The organism is Klebsiella quasivariicola (assembly GCF_002269255.1).
Lineage (GTDB): Bacteria > Pseudomonadota > Gammaproteobacteria > Enterobacterales > Enterobacteriaceae > Klebsiella > Klebsiella quasivariicola.
Map to the genome: position 1 here is coordinate 2,794,319 of NZ_CP022823.1, position 20,873 is coordinate 2,815,191.

Genomic DNA, 20,873 nt, shown 5'->3' on the forward strand with positions numbered 1-20,873 from the left:
TGATCAGCCACAGACGTGATTCTCAAAAAGACGCCAGCTTCGTTTCCGCACTCAAATGACGAGTGCCATCGCGACCATAAACAGAACCGCCAGCTGAAGTTGAATGGTGTACTGAAGCCCAACGCAGCCGGCTTCCATGTTGACAGGCTCTGCCTCACCTCCCCCTTCCCTTGTATCTGGTGATTAGCTACCACCAGGGAGCACCTGACTACAACATATCGCAATTCCGTTCATCGCCGAAAAAGCATAAATGCTCTCTCGGGCATTTATGCTTTTATATCGCGGTCAGAAAGATTTGTTATGTTTCATCTATGAATCATACTCGAGCCACTATTCATCCAGCTGAACTGCTTATACTTTTACAGATGAATACAACACACAGTGGATTAGCTTTCACGCTTTGCCATCATCAATGCCAGATCAACGAGACGATTAGAGAATCCCCATTCATTGTCGTACCACGCCAGAATTTTGACCATATTACCGCCAATCACCAGCGTTGATAGACCGTCGATAATCGACGAGCGTGGGTCTCCCTGGTAATCGCTGGAGACGAGCGGTTCATCGCTATAACCCAGGATCCCTTTCAGAGGTCCCGCTGCGGCGGCTTCGCGAAAAGCATTGTTCACCTCTTCGACCGTCACATCTCGCTCAAGCGTGACGGTGAGGTCAACAATGGACACCACTGGCACAGGGACGCGTAGCGAGTATCCCGTTAAACGCCCATCCAGCTCAGGAATAACTTTACCCAGAGCCTTCGCTGCGCCGCTGGAGTAAGGCACAATCGACAATGCGGCGGCGCGAGCCCCGCGCAGATCTTTTTCCGGCTGATCGTGCAGCGCCTGGCTGTTGGTGTAGGCATGGGTGGTGTTCATCAGACCATGCTTAATACCGAAATGCTGGTGCAGGACCTGTGCAGCAGGTGCAAGACCATTGGTGGTGCAGCTTCCGTTGCTGATCACGTAGTGTTTATCCGGGGAGTAAAGGCTCTCATTAACGCCCATCACAATGGTTAAATCATCGTTTTTACCCGGGGCAGAGATAATCACGCGCTTGGCGCCACCGCTGTGGATATGTACAGCAGCCTTTTCACGGTCCGTGAATAATCCTGTAGCCTCAATAACGATGTCGACTTCACACTGACGCCACGGAATACTGGCCGGGTTGCGTTCACTGAATACGGTAATGGGTTTACCATCAACAACAAGCCCCCCTTCACCCGCGGTGACCTCTGCATCCAGCTTACCGAGAAGCGAGTCGTATTTCAGCAGATGCGCCAGCGTTTTGCTGTCCGTCAAATCGTTGATTGCCACAATTTGAATATCCGGATTATTCAGTGCTGCGCGCAGTACATTGCGTCCGATCCGGCCAAAACCGTTAATACCGACCTTTACCATAATTAACTCCTTATCGATTATCGCTGGAGTCAGAGTAGGACGGACGGGTTATGGCGTAAATGACAAAAAAGGATCACTTTACGCCATTTTGCGACAGTGAAATCGTTGACGATATTCACCTGGAGTGAGGTTAAGCTGTTTCTCAAACAAGCGTCGCAGGTTAATACTGCTGCCAAATCCCGTTTGCTCGGCGATACGATCCAGCGTCTCGTGAGTCTGCTCCAAACGCTGCCGCGCGGCGGCCAGGCGGGCTTCCGCGACGTACCGCGCTGGCGAAGCGCCGGTTTCCCGGGTAAAGACGCGGGTGAAATTTCGCGGACTCATGGCGACTTTTTCCGCCAGCTTATCTACGCTGAGGTCGGCGGTGAGGTTTTCGAGCAACCACGCCAGCAGATCGTTAATCGGGCCCTGGGTGGCGGTCTGCTGAAGGTTATAGCGGCTAAACTGCAGCTGGCCTCCCGGGCGACGCAGATACATGACGAAGTCCTGGGCGATATCGCGCGCCAGGCTGAAGCCATAGTCTTCTTCAACCAGCGCCAGCGTAAGATCAAAGCCGGAACTGACCCCGCCAGAGGTCCAGATATGTTCGTCCTGAATATAGAGCGGCCCGCCCTCGATGCGGATCTGCGGGAATTCCGCCTGCATGGTTTCCAGCAGCTTCCAGTGGGTAGTGGCCCGTCTGCCGTCCAGCAGTCCGGTTTGCGCCAGCAGCATCGCACCGCCGCAAATGGAGACTATGCGGCGGGCATGGGGAGCGGCAAGGCGCAACCAGTCAACCACCGCCATCCCCTCCTGCGGGTTTTGACCTCTGCCGGTAATCATGATGGTATCGAGGGGCTCGCGAGGGTCAATCTCATGCAGACGATGGTCGGCCAGCAGATTTAAACCTGACTGACCATGGATAACCTGATGCGGTTGAGTTGTCGCTAGCTTGACCTGGTAGCAGATTTCCCGGGCACCTTCCGGGTGCAGGCGGTTGGCCTGCATCAGAATGTCAGCAATACCGGCGGATTCAAACAGCATGCCGCCATCGGGTACAATAATAAGTATCTTTTTCATGTCCTGAAAAGTAATCTTTTTACAGAATAAGTCAACACGACAAACTCAAAGAATAAATTTTACAGTCGAAAGCACTGGATTCTGATGGATGTAAAAATCTGAAGGCTCGGAAAGAGTGGACACGAGGACCGCACCAGGTCTTCCGGCGCCGTTAACATCATGTCTCGTTTCTGGTTCCGTATCTGCCAAACAATGCCGACTCACTCAATGCTAACCCGACAAACCGCACGCCGCGCTTTCTCCGCCCTAAAATGTCCAGATGACAGCTGCTGTCAGTGCCGCCTCGTTACGTCGTAACACGATCGGGCTCTCATTTGCATGCTCCTCAAGCCAGGTATAGTCAGCACTGATAACCGTGCCCCAGTGGGCATCAAACTGGTGACTCCAGGTCAGACTGTTGTCTATGCCATAAAATCCCCCCGGTGCTGAATAGCGGCTATAACCTGAGCGCTGGCTCTGCTGCGGATCCACCCCATACCAGGTATTCAGGTAACGGTTGTCGCCAAACAGGGGCGCCGTCTGAAAGGCGACCGTGTCATGGTCAGTTTGTACAGGGAGCAACGTCAAGGATGCCTGATAGCTTACCCCTTGGCTGTCCGTTAAAGGCAGCGTCGCTTTACCTTCAACACTGAGCCACGAAAGCGCCTGCCAGCCGACGGCAAGGGCCGTGTTCAGGGAGGCGTCAATGTCTCCCATCCCTTTCAGATTATTTGCCCCTGCCCGCCAGCTGGCATTTTTATCCGCCCTTCCCAGATCGTATCCCAGCGTATGTTCGAAGTACCAGCCGCTGGCGTTCTGCAGGTCATATCCCCCCCCTTTCTGCGTATCAATAAAAAATGCGCCGTTACGCCCCTGAAGTACAGGAACCACCTGCCATACCTGCTTGTCTGAACCTGAATATCGCGGAGTGTAGTGGCCTCCCAGCCCAATGGTGAAGGTGCCGGAGGAAGTGTCATCATTTGCTTGTACGCAGGATGTCATGGCCGTCAAAAGCGGTACGGTCATATACAGGGCTTTTTTTATCGCTATCATACTGTTCTCCTCACAGACGCCGGCTTCTCCTGAGGCAGGTGCCGCCACAAAATGTTGGCGCAGTATGATTTGGCAAAATCAATGAATCGTCGGGATAGTGTTAAGAAACGGTCAAGGTGAATGGATGTTGTCCAGAAGAGTGCTGATTATTGAAGATGACGCCGATGCGGCTGGCGTGCTCGAAGCCTATTTACGCCGTGAAAATTACGATGTCGTCATTACCGGAGATGGTCTTTCCGGGCTGGATATGGCGCACCGGTGGAAACCCGATCTGATCCTGCTGGATGTGATGCTTCCGGGGCTTAACGGCACCGAAGTCCTGGCTGGCCTGCGCCGTAAAAATGATGTTCCGGTGATCATGGTCACCGCCATGGGAGATACTCCCGATCGTATTGGCGCCTTGCGCTATGGCGCTGATGATTATGTTGTTAAGCCTTACCATCCGGGAGAAGTTGTGGCTCGGGTGCAGGCGGTACTGCGCCGCAGCAATCAAACAGAAACAAAGGAAGAGATCCTTCGCTGGCAATCGCTCGAAGTGGATGTTACGGCCATCGTGGCGAGCATTGTCGACGGGACCACACCGCGGACGTTGGATCTGACCCCAACCGAATTTTCACTACTGACCACGCTTATGCGCTCTCCTTCACGCCCTTTTTCCCGCCAGCATTTACTTGAGCACTGCTTGCCGGAAAGTGAAGCCCTGGAGCGCGTGGTGGATACCCATATTTATAACCTGCGTAAAAAACTCGAGGCGGCGGGTATTTCCGGCGTGCTGGTTAACGTTCGCGGCGTAGGCTACAGGTTCAGACAACCATGACAAAAACCCGCTATTCCTCCCTGTGGCGCTGGATTTGCGCACGTATATTAGCGCTGGCCATCGGAAGCGTAATTGTCATTGCGACCTGTATGTGGCTACGTTATGCGGTGCAGAATTACTGGAACATAGGCAGAATGCCGGCATCGGTCCGACAAGAGTTTCTTGCGCTCAGCCAGAACCCGCAGGCGAACCCGGTGCGCTTCCATCAAATCGTCGATACCTGGTGGGGGTTGAGTTATTCAACCCCATCCATCGCCTCGGCGGACTGGGTCACCGTGGCGTTACTGGTCCTGGTCATGATCCCTTTTATTGTGGTGATGGGATTGAGATATGCCAGGCCACTGGCGCTGCAGTTCAGCCGGCTGCGTGATGCGGCAAAGGAGGTCGCCGAAGGACAATTTGGCCGCCAGGCAGAACTCATCAGGAATGCGCCGGCTGAAATGGTCAGCTTTGCCAGTGACTTTAATACCATGACGGGGAAACTGGCTCGCTATGAAAAAGAGTTACGTACCTCTCATGTGGCCATGGCGCATGAGCTTCGCTCCCCCCTGACTGCCGCTATCGGACGTTTGCAGGGCATGCTGGATGGTGTGTTTGATGCCAGCCCGGAACAACTGGCAATGGTAATGAAACAGCTTCAGCACCTGAATCGCCTGACCGATGAACTTCATCTGCTCTCGCTGTCTGATGCCGGGAATTTGGTGCTGGAAAACGAACCCTTTCGTCTGGATGAGCTGCTTAAAGAACGGGCGACATGGATCATGCCCCAGGCTGATGCACATCGTTTTACAATCAGGCTTCATCATTCTCAGGCGTGTCCCTTCAAAGGCGATACGTTCCGTATGGGCCAGGTTTTCACCATTCTTATGGAAAATGCCCTCCGTTACGGGCGTGATGGCGGCCATCTTGATGTCACGCTGCACTACGCCAGCGGGCAATATTGCCTCGAATTTCGCGATGACGGCCCGGGGGTATCCTCCCAGTTCCTGCCGGAAATGTTCAACCGTTTTAGCCGGGAGGAGCAGTCTCGTGCCCGCCACTCCGGCGGCAGCGGTCTCGGTTTGTCGATTGCTCGCGCGATTTGTCAGGCCCATGGTGGCAGTATCAGCGCGTCGTTACCTGAAACCGGCGGACTCGCAGTCACCCTTTTGTTACCCTGGACGTCGTCTGAGATGGAAAATAGCCGCTCTTGATAATACCTTGACGAAACGTCGAATCTTTCTCGACTAAGCGCGCATTTAATAACGCCATCACCTTTATGGAGCGGCGTTATGTCAGATGAATTTTTACTCTCCCTCCGCCACAGTCTGCACCATTTGTACGACGTGGCGCGCCCCCTTTCCTGGCTGCACTTTCTCCCCCTGACCATTCTTTCGGTAGTGATTTTTCTGCTGCCCGGATGCGGGGACAACCAGGGTAATACGACTGATCCTGTGCGAACGGTACGCTACGTTGTTGTTGGCTCAGCGCAAACCCTTCCCGCGCTGGAAAGAACCGGAGAGATCCATGCGCACGATGAAACGATTCTGAGCTTTCGTACCGGCGGCCGGATAGTGACGCGTAGCGTCGATATTGGCGATCGGGTCAATGCAGGGCAACTGCTGGCCACGCTTGAAAATACAACCAGTCAGAATCAGCTCGATGGCGCACAGGCTGATTATGAAGGAGCCAAAGCCTCTGCTCAGGTTGCTGCACTTAACGTCAACCGAATGCAAAAGCTAATGCCAACAGGCGCGATTGCCCGCACGCAGCTCGATACCGCCCGCGCAGACTGGCTTGTCGCCCGCGCGCGTTTAAAAAACAGCGAGTCCGCGTTGCGTAATGCCCGGGAAAGCCTTGGCTGGACGCGTCTGATTGCGCCGCGAAGCGGCGTGATCACCGAAGTAAGCGCCTCTGCGGGTCAGGTGGTCAATGGTGGTCAGTCGGTATTGACGCTGGCGACCGGTGAAGCCCGCGATGTGGTGTTTGATATCGCTAAACCCGAGGCGATCCCGCCACAGGAACAGGCTGGCTTGCGAGTTTCCCTCCTCAGCGACCCGTCGGTGCAAGCTTCCGCCGCGGTAAGAGATATTAGCCCGCAGGCCGATCCTCAGACCCGCACATGGCGCGTCAGGGCTACCCTGCAAAACCCACCGCTGGCAATGGCGCTGGGCGCCAGCGTCACCGTCACGTTACCCGCAACGGGTCCGCATGGATACGCCCTTCCCGCTTCAGCGCTGAGCCGCGTCGACGACAAACCGGCGGTTTATGTGATTAACCCACAGTCGCAGGCGCAGCTTCGCGTGGTGGTACCAGCATACTATACCGCCACCACGGTCATTATCTCCGGCGGCCTTGAACCAGGCGACCGGGTGATTACCGCCGGCGTGAGTAAATTACGCTCCGGCGAGCCGGTGATTGCCGGGGAGTGCGAATCATGAAACCCGTATTGAATGAGAAATTTAACCTGTCCTCCTGGGCGCTAAATCATCAGCAGATGGTCAGTTTCTTCATGCTGCTGATCATTGCTATGGGCGCGTTCTGTTATGAGAACCTGCCACGTAACGAAGATCCGGCGTTTACGATTAAAACGGCCGTTGTTTCTGCGCAATGGCCCGGGGCATCCGTAACGGATACCACCCGACTGCTGACCGATACGCTGGAAAAAAAGCTGCAGGAAACCCCTTGGCTTGATTATCTCGAAAGTGAGACCCGCGCCGGGAGCTCCGTTATTCATGTCAATCTTCGTGACGATACCCCGCCGCAAAAGGTGCCGGATATCTGGTATCAGGTACGTAAGAAAATGCAGGATATTGCCCCCTCTTTGCCAGAAGGCGTTCAGGGCCCCGCCGTCGACGACGAGTTCGATGACACGTACGGTACGATCTATGGCTTTATACCTGAGGGCTATACCCTGCGGGAGGTCCGGGACCGTGTTGAGACAATCCGCCGGGAACTCATGTCGTTACCGGATATCGGAAAAACCAGCCTGCTGGGTGAGCAGCAGGAACAGATAGTTCTCTCTTTTTCTCCTGCGCGTCTGGCAGGTATGGGGTTGAACATCCAGCAGGTAGCAGATGCCCTCAAAGCACAAAATGCGGTTGTCCCGGCAGGTATCATCCGCACCGGACAGGAAAATATGGCGATAAAGGTCAGCGGGGAGCTGACTTCTGAAGCGAGCTTACGTGCCGTCACGCTGCATATTAACGATCGTTACCTTCCTCTGACGGATATTGCCACCGTTAGTCGGGAAAACGCCGAGCCTCCCCAGCCGGTTTACCGGGTCAACGGCAAACCCGCCATCGGGCTGGCTATCTCGATGGCGCCGACGGGTAATATGCTGCGTTTCGGCGCCGCGCTGAATGCAAAAATGCATGCCATCAGCGTCACGCTGCCGCACGGTATTGAGATGGTCAAGGTTGCCGATCAATCAGCGGTGGTCAGCGACGCCGTAAGCGGGTTTATCCGGGTGCTTATCGAAGCCGTGGCGATCGTCCTGGCCGTTTCGTTTGTCTCACTGGGTTTACGAGCCGGACTGGTAGTGGCTGCGGCCATCCCACTGGTTCTGGCCATGACCTTTACGGGAATGATGCTGGCAGGAATAGGTCTGCAGCGTATTTCTCTCGGCGCATTGATTATCGCGCTGGGCCTGCTGGTCGATGACGCCATGATCACTGTGGAAACCATGGTCTCTGGTCTGGAAGCCGGGGATTCCCGCCGGCAGGCGGCGACCCGGGCTTTTAAAACGACCGCATTTCCGATGCTGACGGGCACCCTTGTGATGATTGCCGGGTTTATTCCCGTGGGATTTGCTGCGTCCAGCGCCGGTGAATATTGCTTTTCCCTGTTTGCCGTGGTGCTCATCGCCCTGCTGTGCTCATGGGTTGTCGCGATCCTGTTTTCACCATTAACCGGGACGTGGCTGTTATCTGACAACATCAGACAGAAGGCGAAAGGTCCTGGACGGATGGCCCGCGGATACCAGTGGCTATTGCGCAAGGCGTTGCGTCACCGCTTCGCCACCGTGTGTATTGCTCTCATTGCGCTTGGTCTGTCCGTTTACGGAACAACCTTTATGCAGGGGGAGTTTTTCCCCGCCTCCGACAGGCCAGAATTGCTGGTAAGCCTGACGCTGCCGGCAAATGCCTCGCAGTCGGAAACGCAAAATACGGCTGAAAAGCTGGAGAAGGCCCTGGCAGGCAACCGCAACGTTGATCGCTTTTCGACATACGTTGGGTCGGGAGCGATCCGTTTTTACCTGCCTATGGATGTGCTTCTGGCAAATGAAAATATCGCCCAGATAGTGGTGGTAGCTAAAGATCTTAAAGCGCGGGATCGTCTTCATCGACAGTTAAACAGGATACTGGCTACGCGCTTTAGCGACATCATCACGCGCGTATCGCCCCTGGAACTTGGGCCCCCCGTCGGCTGGCCAGTGAAATACAGGGTGAGTGGACCAGATTATCTGAAGGTCAGGTCGATCGCGAACCGCCTGAGCGATGTCATTGGCCGGTCACCCTCCTCTCGCGAGGTTAATCAGACGGCGGGAGAACCGGAGAGAGTCATTACCCTCAAGGTCAATCAGACCGCAGCCCGGGCTGCGGGCGTGTCGTCAGAAAGTCTGGCCCGGATGCTCAATACCGTCTGGTCCGGCAGTGTGGTCACGTCGGTTCGCGATAATGACCGCCTTGTCGATGTGGTGCTCCGGGCCAGGGACAATGAGCGTCTTAACCTCGCCACCTTTTCTTCGCTGACTGTTCAGGGGAATGACGGGAAACAAATCCCGCTCAGCGCCTTTGCCACGCCAGTCTGGGGCGTGGATGATCCGGTTATCTGGCGTCGACAGCGTTTGCCTTTCATCACCGTGCAAACTGACCTCGCCCCGGGACTTCGCGCCGAAGCGGTATCCGCAGCGTTGCGACCTGCGGTAGACAGGTTGCGCGCGGAACTGCCTGAAGGCTACAGCATTGAAGAAGGGGGCGCGGTTGCTGAATCTGAAAAAGGTAATAGTTCGGTCTATGCGGTTCTGCCGGTGACACTGGTCATCATGCTCTTGCTGTTGATGCTCCAGTTGCGCAACTATTCCCGTATGGCGTTGGCTATACTGATGGCCCCGTTTGGTTTACCGGGGATCGTGCTGGCTATGTTACCTGGCGGAACACCGATGGGATTTGTCGCTCTGCTTGGCGTGATTGCGCTCGCTGGCATGATCATTCGTAACGCCGTCATACTGATTAGCGAGGTTGACAGCAATCTTGCTCAGGGAATGGCAAGCGATGCCGCCATTATTGCGGCCGCAGAGCATCGTGCGCGCCCCATCTGCCTGACGGCCTGTGCCGCCATTCTGGGAATGATCCCCATCTCTCATCAGGTATTCTGGGGACCGATGGCCTATGCGATTATCGGGGGACTACTGGTTGCCACGCTGGTTACACTGACCGTTTTACCGGCATCGTTTAGCCTGTTGTTACACCTGAGAATAACGTCCTCAGGCGAGACTCGAGAAAAATGAGTAGCGTGCCGTCGTATCCTCGCCTCAGGGGTCTGCCAGGTTATTCGCTGCAAGACAAAGAACTTGCTCCATCGTGTCATCCACCTGCTGCCGCAACGTGTGGATAACAGGAAACCTAATAAAAAGTAAATCTCCCTGACCATGTTTATTTATACTCAGAAAACATGTCATTAAGAAAGGAAGCTACGCGTTGAAATGGGTAACCTGGTTAAAACGTATCGTGTTGTCCCTGCTGCTGTTGATCGTTGGCGCTCTGGGACTACGCCTTTATGACATTCAGCGCGGACCCGAGCTGCAGCTCTGGCATACCTGGGTTCCGCATGAGATGGACGCGGAGGAAATCGACAATGCTGACTGGAACGATTACATCAACAAAGAGAATGCGCTCTTCAGTGAGGTAAAACGCCAGGTTACCGATAAGCTGGACGCTGAGCAGCAAACCGAACTGAATCGTTACTATAGTCACAGCCCCATCTATCCGGACTCGTTTCCAACCAACTGGAATCGGTCATATATCATGATGCCGGATGGCAAACCGAAAGGCGCCGTGGTGTTGCTGCATGGTCTGACAGATACCCCCTACAGCCTGCGGCATATCGCTGAAAATTACCGGCAACAGGGGTATGTCGCCATCGGTATCAGATTACCGGACCATGGGACGGTTCCCGCCGGGCTGACCGATGTGGACTGGCAGGACTGGCTTGCCGCCACGCGCCTTGCGGTGAGAGAAGCGAAACGACTGACGGGTAATGATGTGCCCCTGCATATCGTCGGATTTTCCAACGGCGGCGCGCTGGCAATGAAATATTCGCTGGACGCGCTGGATAATGCCGAACTGGCAAAACCCCAGCGGGTGATCCTGATTTCTCCGATGATCGGTATTACCAGCTTCGCGCGTTTTTCCGGCCTCGCTGGCTGGCCCGCGTTTCTTCCCGCCTTCTCGAAAGCCGCATGGTTAAACATCATGCCCGAGTTTAATCCGTTCAAATATAACTCCTTCCCGACGAACGCCGCCCGGCAGTCCTTCCTGCTGACCAAAGCGCTGCAAAAGCAGATAGTGACTGACTCGAGAAATCACAGACTTAACAGCTTACCGCCGGTATTGACCTTTCAGTCCGTTGTGGATTCAACGGTCAGTACGCGGGCGATCGTGACGGCGCTGTATAACCGTTTGCCGGAAAATGGCAGTGAAATTGTCCTCTTCGATTTGAATCATGCCGTCAGGTTTAATTCATTATTACGCCGGACGTCTTACACCGCGCTGGCGCGGTTGCTGCCCGCGCCGCCACGCGCTTATCAGACCACGATCATCACTAACGCGAATTCAGCCAGTACCGATATGGAAATCCGCACAACATCTGCCGGGAAAACAGACACCACAGTGGAAAAGCTGCAGGGAATGCGCTATCTGCCGGACGTATACTCCCTTTCTCATGTCGCGCTCCCTTTCCCGTTAAGCGATTCGCTGTACGGGCGCTATCCCCATCCGCTGAATCAATATGGGATCAGCCTCGGCACGTTTGCTGCTCGCGGCGAGCGTTCGGTGCTGGTTGTGGGTCTGGACTCGCTGATGCGTCAGTCTTCCAATCCGTTCTTTCCCTATATGATCAAGCGCATTGACGAAGGGATCGACACTCGCCCGGCTCTCTCCGGGAAATAGCTCTTCTCTGGATAAGTGGCCACCACGGCCACTTTTTCCTGAGGATGCGGTACTACGCTTTCGCCGACGTCGACAGCCACTGATATACCGCTGACAAATCCTGGCCGGCATATCCCGCGTCCGCCGCCTGCTGCCACAGTTCGGCAATGTTATCCAGCCCCGGCATGGTGTGCGGCTCGGCCAGGGAGAGCGCCAGCCGGGCATCTTTCAGCGCATGCGCCAGTTGCATCTGCGGCGCGAATTGCTCGCTGGCGATGGCATCCAGTTTCACTTTGACATACGGTGCGGCCAGCGGGCCGCCTTCCAGAGCGCTCCAGAGCTGGTCGGGGGTAAAGCCCAGCGTCTTCGCCAGCTGGGCGCTTTCCGCGATGCCCTGCATCATCGAAATCAGCCAGGCATTGAGAACCAGCTTCATTTTCTGGCTGTTGCCCGCGTCGCCAAACCACTGCGTCCCGCGGGAGATGGCCGCGAACACCGGCTCGACGGCGGCGCCCTTTTCACGATCTCCGCTGGCGAGCACCAGGATCTGCGCGTTCTCCGCCGGGGCTTTGGTCCCCGACACCGGGGCATCGATATAGGTCATCGCCGGCTGACGTTCCCGCAACAACGCGATGGCCTGCTGCGTCTCCGGCAGGCCGATGGTGCCCATCTGGCAGTAAATCGCCTGCGGCTGGCAGGCGGGTGCGATTTGCGCCAGTACGTCGAGGGTAGCCTGACCGTCGGCGAGCATACTGATGATCACCTCGGCATCGGCGACCGCCTGCTGCGGCGTGGCGTGCAGAGATAACCCCTGCGCCTGTAAATCCTCGCCGCGGGCTGGCGAACGGTTCCAGCCGGCTACGGTAAAGCCGTTTTTCAGCAGGTTACTGGCAAAAGCATGTCCCATGGCGCCGAGTCCCAGCACCGCGACCTTTGGTAATGTACTCATCTTGTCTGTCCTGATTCGCGTGTTAATAAATGTCGGACGTCTACTATCGCATCTCTGACACGGATGTCAGTAGCAATAACCGCCATAAAAAGTGACGCCGTCACTCATGGTCTCACGGCTGTCGGAGCCACGCCAGCAAACGGCGCATCGCTGGCGTCAGCCGGGCATCATCCTGATAACACAGACACAGGCGGCGCTGTGCCCAGCGATCCTGCAGCGCGATGACGGCAAACCGGTAGCGCTGCTGGTAGCGTTCGGCAATGACGCGGGGCAGGATCGCCCCGCCGGCGCCGTGAGCCACCATCTCGCAAAGCCCTTCAAAATGGCTCATCCGGACCCGGACGTTTAGCGCCTGGCCGAGCCCGGCGGCATGTTGTTCAATATGCTGCTGCAGTGCGCTGGTCTGGTAGAGGGCGACCAGCGACTCGTTGATGACCGCCGCAAACGCCACTTCATTCGCGCCGGCCAGAGGGTGAGTCGGCGGCACAATCAGCACCAGGGGATCATCGGCGACAGGATCCAGATGCAGCGGCCCGGGGTCGACCGCATCGGACACCACCCCGGCCTGCGCCACGCCCGCCAGAATGCTGCTGACGATATCCGCGCTGGTGCGTTCTTCGGTTTCGATCTGCACTGCCGGGTGCGCTGCCATCCAGGCGGCAAGCTTCCCCGGCAAAAATGCCGACAGCGCTGAGGTGTTGGCGAACAGGCGCAGCGTCCCCTGCTGACCGCGGGCGAAGGCGTGCATCGCCTGGCGCAGACGCTGGTGCTGTTCAAGAAGCGGGCGGGCATGGCGCGCCAGTACCTCCCCGGCCTCCGTCATCGTCACCCCGCGGGCATGACGCTGCAACAGGGGAACACCGACCTCTGCTTCCAGCTTGCGCACTCTTTCGCTGGCGGAGGCCAGGGCCAGATGGGCCATGGCTGCCCCACCGGTAATACTGCCGGTATCCACGATGGCGATAAACAACCGCAGATCCGCCAGATCCAGTCGCATCACGCTCTCCTTACCCTTCGGTTTTTCCGTAGTCTTTGGCCAACATACCGCATTGTTGCCCCTGCGACCAGCTGTTTCAATGCCCCTTTCTACCCTGAAAAGTCAGCCATAATGTTCGATTTACACACGATCTCTTTCCTGTTGATCTTTATTGCCGCCGGGCTGGTCAAAGGGGTGACCGGCATGGGATTGCCCACGGTGGCGATGGGCCTGCTTGGCCTGCTGATGCCGCCGCAGGCCGCCGCAGCGCTGCTGGTGCTCCCCTCGCTGCTCACTAATCTCTGGCAGTTACTGGCCGGCCCGGCGCTGGCGCAGATTGTGCGCCGCCTCTGGCTTATGATGACCGGGATTCTTATTGGCACGCTGGCGGGGTCCTCACTGCTGATCGACCTCAATCCCCGGTGGTCAGCGCTGGCGCTTGGCGCCGCATTGATAGTCTATGCCGCTTATGCGCTCTGCGGTCCGGTGTTTCAGGTTTCCGCCCGCGTGGAGAAGTGGCTGTCGCCGATCGTCGGTGGGCTGACCGGCGTGATCACCGGCGCGACCGGGGTATTCGTCATTCCGGCCGTTCCCTGGCTGCAGGCGCTGGGCTTTCGCCGCGACGAGCTGGTGCAGGCCCTGGGGTTGTCGTTCACCCTCTCCACCCTGGCGATGGCGGCTGGCCTCGCCCTGCACGATGGCTGGCATGATGATGCAGGGCTATTGTCGGCACTGGCGCTGTTACCGGCGCTGCTCGGCATGTGGCTGGGACAACGGATCCGCACCCGTCTCAGCCCGCAACGCTTTCGTCAGGGCTTTCTGCTGTTCCTGCTGGCGCTGGGAGTGGAGCTGATCTGTCGGGGATGGCTGGCCTGAATCCACTAGCGGCGGGTAATGTGTTTCACATTGTATTTACTGGTGTTCTGGTAAATGTCGGAGAAATCGACGATCGCCCGGTTCTGGGCGTAACTGATCGACTGCACCCGCAGCAGGAGGCTGTTTGGCGCCACCTGCAGCAGCTCCGCCTGCTCGCGGGTCGCCAACACCGGGGTATAGCTGCGGTGGCTCTCGATAATGGTGATATGGCACTCTTTTTTGAAATAGTTGAACTTAGACTGCTCGAGGTTACCCACGCTGAGCCAGGGAAAGGTGGCGAATGGGATATAGCTGTTTTCCACCAGGATCGGCACCTCATCGATTAGCCGCAGCCGTCGGACGTAATACACTTTCTCCCCCGGCTGGATCTTTAACTGCTGGGCAATGGCCGGAGGGGCATCAAGCAGCGTAAATTCAATGACTTTGTTACGGTAGTTGGTGACGCCGACCACCTGCATCTGGTAGTTAAACCCCTCCAGTTCTCCGCCATGATAGTTGCTTTTACGCACAATGCAGGTTCCGCTACCGTGACGCCGCGCAATCAGTTTTTCCTCCTCCAGTAGCGCCAGCGCTTTGCGCAGCGTCATCACCGAGACCTGCAGCTCCGCAGCGAGCGCTTTTTCGCTGGGCAGCATATCGCCCACGGCATAGTCATCGCTGTTGATGCGGGCCTTCAGTTCAGTGGCAATCTTTTTATAAATCACTTTTAGATGTCTCGATGGCGTAGTTTCTGGCAAATGGAATTCTGATCAACCAAATGTAAATAAAGGATTATTTTTATTTTACGGCGAAAAATCCAACCCTAACTCATCTATAAATCACGCCATATTTATATATCTGTCCAGTAACAATATATATGACTTTCGTCACAGTTGGCCCTTTTCCTGCTCGGGATACCGATGGTCAGCTCCTAGTCTGATAAGCCTATTCAGCAGGTCTGCGAGGACAAGAGGACAACCATGATTGGGGTGAAAAAGCTTCAGGACTTTTCCAAGGCGATGATCGGGCCGGTGCTGTATCTGCCAGCTATCGGCCTGTTGATCGCCCTGTTCAGCATGACAACCAACCGACTGTGGGTGGATGAAAGCAGCGGGATCTACCTGGTGGGGAAATTCGTCTCCAGCATGCTCTGGGCGCTGATGAACCATCTCGGGTTTCTGTTCTGCCTGGGGCTGGCCAGCGGCCTCGCGAAAACCCGCAAGGCTGAAGCGACCTTCGTGGCGGCGATGACCTGGCTTATCTACCTGGCGGCGAACAACAGCTGGCTGACCCTGACCCATCGCCTGGCGACCGGGGCCACTAACGCGCAACTGTACGGCAGCGGACAAACCTTTATCTTCGGTTTTCAGGTTATCGATATGGGCGTGTTCCTCGGTATCATCCTCGGCTGCGCCGTCGCCTTTGTCCACAATCGTGTGGTCGGTATTGAGTTTCGCGGCGCGCTGTCGATCTACGGCAACAGCAAGCTGGTGCTGATCGTGATGCTGCCGCTGGTTGGCCTGTTTGCTATCGCCACCGTCTATCTCTGGCCGATGGTGGAGCTGGGCATCTCAGCGTTGACCGGCTTTATGAAATCCTTTGGCGCCATCGGGGTCTTCCTGTACGGCTTTCTCAACCGGTTCCTGATCCCGACCGGGCTGCATCATCTGATCTGGTCGCCGTTTGTGTTTACTTCTATCGGCGGTCAGTTGCTGGTTGATGGTCAGACGGTAATGGGTGCCAAGCCCATTTTTCTTGCCGAAATCGCCCGCCATCCCATTGGCGCGCTGAGTGATTCCGCCCGTTTTCTCACCTATGGCATGGTGAAGATTTTCGGCACCGCCGGTATGGCGCTCGCCTTCTACCGCACAGCGAAACCGGAGAATAAGCAGCGGCTGAAAGTCACGCTGATCCCCTTGATTGTTACCTCCGTCCTGGTGGGGATCACCGAACCTTTTGAATTTCTCTTTATCTTCACCGCCCCGCTGCTGTGGCTTATCTACTCCCTGCTGGACGGTTTTTTCCAGATGCTGGCCTGGCTGCTTCATGTCAGGGTCTGCGCCACCAACGGCCTTATCGATTTCGTCGTATATAACCTCCCGGCAGGCGCCAGCGTGACGCGCTGGCCGCTGTTTGTCGCCCTCGGCCTGCTGGAAACCGCGACCATGTACCTGGTCGGCACCTTCTGTATTACCCGTCTGCGGCTGCTCACCCCGGGGCGCGAAACCGCAGCCGACGATGAACATTCGCAACAGGCTAATCGCGAGCATCGGGATAAAGGCGCGCTGGTGATTGCCGGGCTGGGCGGTAAAGAGAATGTCTGTGCGGTGGAAAACTGTTTTACCCGTCTGCGGGTTGATGTGCGGGACCCCGCCCTTATCCAGCAGACGCTGTTGAAAGAGAGCGGCGGGAGCAACGTGCTGATCAAAGGAAACCATGTCCAGGTGATCTATGGCCTGGGGGTCAACAAAATTCGAACGGCGGTCAACGCCAGTCTGGGTGTTACTGAATAACGAGGTGGTAAATGAAAGATAATTTTGTGGTCACGATTGCCGGCGGCGGCAGTACTTATACCCCAGGGATTGTGATGATGTTACTGGAAAATATGTCACGCTTTCCCCTGCGGGAGATCCGTCTGTACGACAACCATCACCAGCGTCAGAAGACCATCGGCGACGCCTGCGCCATTCTGGTGGCAGAACGCTTCCCGCAGGTGAAGTTCAGCTATACCACCGATCCGCAGGCGGCCTTTACCGGCGTGGATTTCGTGATGGCGCATATTCGCGTTGGCCTGTATGAGATGCGGGAAAAGGATGAAAAGATCCCACTGAAATATGGCGTGCCGGGTCAGGAGACCTGTGGCCCGGGTGGGATTGCCTACGGTATGCGCTCCATTGCCGGGGTGCTGGAGCTGGTCGATTATATGCAGCAGTACGCGCCAGGGGCCTGGATGCTCAACTACTCCAACCCGGCGGCTATCGTCGCGGAAGCGACCCGTCGTCTGCGGCCCGACGCGCGCATCATCAACATCTGCGATATGCCGGTGGCCATCGAGGGGCTGTTTGCCGACATCCTCGGCCTGCCATCGCGTAAGGCGCTGAACGTCCGATACTACGGCCTGAACCACTTCGGCTGGTGGACCAGCATCACCGATAAAGCCGGTAACGATTTGATGCCGGCGCTGAAACGTCACGTGGCGGAGCAGGGATACAGCAGCCCAAAGGAAGACTTTCAGCATAAGGCGCCGAGCTGGATCGAGACGTTTAAAAAGGTGAAGGATGTGTTTGCCCTCGATCCGTCGACGCTGCCTAACACCTATCTGAAATACTATCTCTACCCGGACTATGAGGTGGCGCACGCCGATCCAGACTTTACCCGGGCCAACGAGGTCATGGCCGGGCGTGAAAAAGAGGTGTTTGATATGGCCCGGGAGATCACCCGTCGCGGTACTGCGGAAGGCGCGCATTTCCATGCCGGGGCCCATGCCACTTTTATTGTCGACCTCGCCTGCGCCATCGCCTTTAACACCCAGGAGCGGATGCTGCTGATCGTCGAGAACAACGGAGCCATCGCCAACTTTGATGAGACGGCGATGGTGGAAGTTCCCTGTCTGGTGGGCGTCAACGGCCCGGAACCGCTGGCGATGGGGAAAATCCCGTCGTTCCAGAAAGGATTGATGGAGCAGCAGGTGGCGGTCGAGAAGCTGGTGGTTGATGCCTGGATTGAGGGCAGTTACCAGAAACTGTGGCAGGCCATCACCCTGTCAAAAACGGTGCCCAGCGCCGCGGTGGCGAAAGCCATCCTCGATGAACTGATCGTCGCCAACGAAGGCTACTGGCCCGCACTGCACTGATCTTTTTCGTGATGGGTAAGATGTAGAGAATCCCCCTTCTCTGCATTTTTACCCAGCGTTCCCGCCGGCCACACATTCATCCTATAACCTCCCCCATGGGCTTTCTTCCCCTCCAGACCGTTGCCAGAAGGCCGCCATCCTCGTTTTACCCTGATCACAGTAATGAAATATAAATTCTATTCTTCGGTATTATGGCGTAAAAATGTGATCTGCGTTGTATTCTTTGATTTACATTAACCCACTGAAAACAACATCATTATTACCAGGATGTAAATTTAACCTGGTTTTCATGGGGATATGCTCCCTCCATCCTTTGTGATTGGCTTCATGCATTTACCATTCTGCAACACCAATTTGAAATTAAATTTTCATAATGTGATCTTGTAGCATGCTCATTCCATTTCTTTGTGCCATATTCTTACCACGGTAAATCGCCGGAGCGACAGCAACGTACTACACCAGAGCGCTGTTCATCGGCAAATGTCGGCGCGACCGACGCACTGAAGATCGCTAACCCAAAAGGAGAACGGATATCGACTACATCTATGTCAACACCAAGCCGTAAACCTCTTTGACCGCCATTGCTTAGCGTACCCTGCCTTGTGCCGAGCAATCACACAAAGAATAAAATCATTTAATTCAGTTAGTTACGACAACACAGGCGTGATAAATCCTGACTGGGGAGATGTATTTTTATCTTGTGTCGTTCAACAAAATAAAGGGACTACCATGTCATTTATAACAAACCTGAACCAGCAACAGAGAAAACGACTTCATCAGATTACCTTAGTGGCCACCTTCGGCGGCCTGCTTTTCGGTTACGACACCGGCGTGATTAACGGCGCCTTTTCCTCACTGAAGCAATACATGGCGCTGACCCCGACCACCGAGGGGCTGGTCATGAGCGTTCTGCTGGTCGGCGCCGCGCTGGGCAGCGTCTTTGGCGGCAAGTTTGCCGACTTCTTCGGCCGGCGAAAATACTTACTGTTTCTCTCCTTTATTTTTCTCATCGGTGCGTTGCTCTCCGCCGCTGCCCCCGATATCACGACTTTGCTGATTGCCCGCGCCCTGCTGGGCTACGCCGTCGGCGGCGCCTCGGTTACCGCTCCGACCTTCATTTCTGAAGTGGCGCCCACCGAGATGCGTGGCAAACTCACCGGCCTGAATGAAGTCGCCATCGTCATTGGCCAGCTGGCGGCGTTTGCCATCAACGCGATCATCGGCATCATCTGGGGCCATCTGCCGGACGTCTGGCGCTATATGCTGCTGGTCCAGGCCATCCCGGCCATCTGTCTTTTCGTGGGCATGTGGCGCGCGCCGGAAAGCCCGCGCTGGCTGATTAGCAAAAATCGTCATGATGAAGCGCTGTATATTCTCAAACAGATCCGCCCGGCGGAACGCGCGCAGAAAGAGTACGACGACATCTCTACCTTAATCAAAATTGAAGCTGGCAATAAGAACAGCGCCCAGGGCACCTTTGCCACGATCGTCAAAACGCCCTGGATCCTCAAAATTTTGCTGGTCGGTATTACCTGGGCCGCCCTGCAGCAAACCACCGGCGTTAACGTCATTATGTATTACGGTACGGAAATTCTGAGTGCCGCCGGTTTCTCCGAACGAACCTCGCTGATCTGCAACGTGCTGAACGGTGTTTTCTCTGTGGGCGGTATGCTGATTGGCGTGCTGTTCCTTGTCGACCGTTTCAAACGTAAGACGATCATTATCTACGGCTTTGCCATTATGGCCACGCTGCACCTGATTATCGCCACTGTCGACTACACCCTGGTGGGCGATCTGAAAGCCACCGTCATCTGGCTGCTGGGCGCGCTGTTCGTCGGTGTGATGCAGGGCTCGATGGGCTTTATTACCTGGGTGGTCTTAGCCGAGCTGTTCCCGCTAAAATTCCGCGGTCTGTCGATGGGTATCTCGGTATTTTTCATGTGGATCATGAACGCGGTGGTCAGCTATCTGTTCCCGCTGCTGCAGGCGAAACTGGGCCTTGGGCCGGTCTTCTTCATCTTCGCGGCCATCAACTATTTAGCCATTCTTTTCGTGGTCTTCGCCCTGCCCGAGACGTCCAATAAGTCGCTTGAGCAGTTAGAAGCGGAGCTGTCAGCGAATCATGAGGGTAAAAAATCCACTCGTCTCACCAGGGAGGTTGGTTATGATCGATAACATCACGCTCGATAATCTGCACATCGGCTGCAAGGCCAGTAACAAAGCGGAAGTCATCGCCATGATTGGCGCGGAGTTTAAAGCCAAAGGCTATGTCAATCAGGAGTGCGTTCACTTTCTGCTGGAGCGCGAACATCAGGTCTCGACCTTTTTGGGCAATGGCATCACCCTGCCACATTTGCCGAAATCCGCGACGGATATCATCCTCAAAACCGGGATTGAGATCTATCAGTTTCCTGATGGGGTTATCTGGGATCGCAGCAATGTGATGTTTATTGCCATCGGCGTGATCGCGAAAGAGAAAGAGCATATTGATGTGCTCAAAGAAATTGCCTCGATATTTAGCGATGAGCTAATCGCTAACGCGCTGTCATTAATTTCAGACAAAAATGACTTCCTGAAAATTCTGCAGCATAACGCCCTGCCCCATTAAGTGCCTTTCCGCCCGGGGCCGTTGTCCCGGGTGGCTTCTTTACTTACCCCTGGCAGGAAGACGATCTTACGAATCACCTAATTTTCCCCGTTATAACGTCAATCCCAATAATAACAATGGAAATTAACGTATCTTAAATGACTTATAAATATAACGAGTGTAGCAACTATCGCAGTAACACCTCTACTTTACACATA

At 55.6% G+C, this 20,873-nt stretch carries 16 protein-coding genes; 10 read left to right on the forward strand and 6 right to left on the reverse strand.

The window, feature by feature from the left end:
- Positions 1–386: 386 nt before the first annotated feature.
- The 3 genes from gap to B8P98_RS13965 all read right to left on the reverse strand — a co-directional run bounded on the left by gap (position 387) and on the right by B8P98_RS13965 (position 3,488).
- A complete protein-coding gene (gene gap / locus B8P98_RS13955; RefSeq protein ID WP_002904873.1) occupies positions 387–1,397 on the reverse strand; it encodes a type I glyceraldehyde-3-phosphate dehydrogenase in 1,011 nt (336 codons plus the stop codon).
- Positions 1,398–1,475: 78 nt separating this feature from the next.
- Complete coding sequence (locus tag B8P98_RS13960) at positions 1,476–2,456, reverse strand: GlxA family transcriptional regulator (protein WP_021462549.1); 981 nt, start codon at positions 2,454–2,456, stop codon at positions 1,476–1,478.
- A 246-nt stretch (positions 2,457–2,702) separates the two neighbouring features.
- Positions 2,703–3,488, reverse strand: a complete 786-nt coding sequence (locus B8P98_RS13965; RefSeq protein WP_095033141.1) for a MipA/OmpV family protein — start codon at positions 3,486–3,488, stop codon at positions 2,703–2,705.
- Positions 3,489–3,612: 124 nt separating this feature from the next.
- Here B8P98_RS13965 and B8P98_RS13970 point away from each other — a divergent pair, with 124 nt between their 5' ends.
- From B8P98_RS13970 to B8P98_RS13990, 5 genes are all read left to right on the forward strand, one after another.
- Positions 3,613–4,305, forward strand: coding sequence for a response regulator (locus B8P98_RS13970; protein WP_087805653.1), 693 nt, complete (start codon positions 3,613–3,615; stop codon positions 4,303–4,305).
- Positions 4,302–5,498, forward strand: a complete 1,197-nt coding sequence (locus B8P98_RS13975; protein WP_095033142.1) for a sensor histidine kinase — start codon at positions 4,302–4,304, stop codon at positions 5,496–5,498. The genes B8P98_RS13970 and B8P98_RS13975 overlap by 4 nt, the downstream gene beginning before the upstream one ends.
- Positions 5,499–5,576: 78 nt before the next feature.
- Positions 5,577–6,725, forward strand: coding sequence for an efflux RND transporter periplasmic adaptor subunit (locus tag B8P98_RS13980; protein WP_087805649.1), 1,149 nt, complete (start codon positions 5,577–5,579; stop codon positions 6,723–6,725).
- The gene (locus tag B8P98_RS13985) at positions 6,722–9,796 is read left to right on the forward strand and encodes an efflux RND transporter permease subunit (protein WP_095033143.1); all 3,075 of its coding nucleotides are present in this window, start codon (positions 6,722–6,724) and stop codon (positions 9,794–9,796) included. The genes B8P98_RS13980 and B8P98_RS13985 overlap by 4 nt, the downstream gene beginning before the upstream one ends.
- Positions 9,797–9,986: 190 nt before the next feature.
- A complete protein-coding gene (locus B8P98_RS13990) occupies positions 9,987–11,456 on the forward strand; it encodes an alpha/beta hydrolase (RefSeq protein WP_095033144.1) in 1,470 nt (489 codons plus the stop codon).
- Between the two features lie 52 nt (positions 11,457–11,508).
- On the opposite strand, the gene B8P98_RS13995 is transcribed toward B8P98_RS13990, so the two are convergent.
- Together B8P98_RS13995 and B8P98_RS14000 are read right to left on the reverse strand one after the other, a co-directional pair.
- Positions 11,509–12,384, reverse strand: a complete 876-nt coding sequence (locus B8P98_RS13995) for an NAD(P)-dependent oxidoreductase (RefSeq protein WP_095033145.1) — start codon at positions 12,382–12,384, stop codon at positions 11,509–11,511.
- 112 nt (positions 12,385–12,496) lie between these two features.
- Positions 12,497–13,381: a LysR family transcriptional regulator gene (locus B8P98_RS14000; RefSeq protein ID WP_025713238.1), complete on the reverse strand. Its 885-nt coding sequence runs from the start codon at positions 13,379–13,381 to the stop codon at positions 12,497–12,499.
- A gap of 111 nt (positions 13,382–13,492) precedes the next feature.
- Between B8P98_RS14000 and B8P98_RS14005 the strand changes: the two genes are divergently transcribed.
- Positions 13,493–14,236, forward strand: coding sequence for a sulfite exporter TauE/SafE family protein (locus B8P98_RS14005; RefSeq protein WP_025713237.1), 744 nt, complete (start codon positions 13,493–13,495; stop codon positions 14,234–14,236).
- Positions 14,237–14,241: 5 nt separating this feature from the next.
- Here the strand turns inward: B8P98_RS14005 and B8P98_RS14010 are convergent, their stop codons facing one another.
- Positions 14,242–14,940 (reverse strand): GntR family transcriptional regulator, encoded by a 699-nt coding sequence (locus B8P98_RS14010; protein WP_025713236.1) that lies wholly within the window; start codon positions 14,938–14,940, stop codon positions 14,242–14,244.
- A 255-nt stretch (positions 14,941–15,195) separates the two neighbouring features.
- Between B8P98_RS14010 and B8P98_RS14015 the strand changes: the two genes are divergently transcribed.
- The 4 genes from B8P98_RS14015 to B8P98_RS14030 all read left to right on the forward strand — a co-directional run bounded on the left by B8P98_RS14015 (position 15,196) and on the right by B8P98_RS14030 (position 20,676).
- Complete coding sequence (locus tag B8P98_RS14015) at positions 15,196–16,728, forward strand: PTS transporter subunit EIIC (RefSeq protein WP_025713235.1); 1,533 nt, start codon at positions 15,196–15,198, stop codon at positions 16,726–16,728.
- An 11-nt stretch (positions 16,729–16,739) separates the two neighbouring features.
- A complete protein-coding gene (locus B8P98_RS14020; RefSeq protein ID WP_025713234.1) occupies positions 16,740–18,068 on the forward strand; it encodes a 6-phospho-alpha-glucosidase in 1,329 nt (442 codons plus the stop codon).
- 729 nt (positions 18,069–18,797) lie between these two features.
- Positions 18,798–20,243, forward strand: coding sequence for a sugar porter family MFS transporter (locus B8P98_RS14025; protein WP_080924602.1), 1,446 nt, complete (start codon positions 18,798–18,800; stop codon positions 20,241–20,243).
- On the forward strand, positions 20,233–20,676 hold the full coding sequence (locus B8P98_RS14030; RefSeq protein ID WP_080924601.1) for a PTS sugar transporter subunit IIA: 444 nt from the start codon (positions 20,233–20,235) through the stop codon (positions 20,674–20,676). The genes B8P98_RS14025 and B8P98_RS14030 overlap by 11 nt, the downstream gene beginning before the upstream one ends.
- Positions 20,677–20,873: the final 197 nt, after the last annotated feature.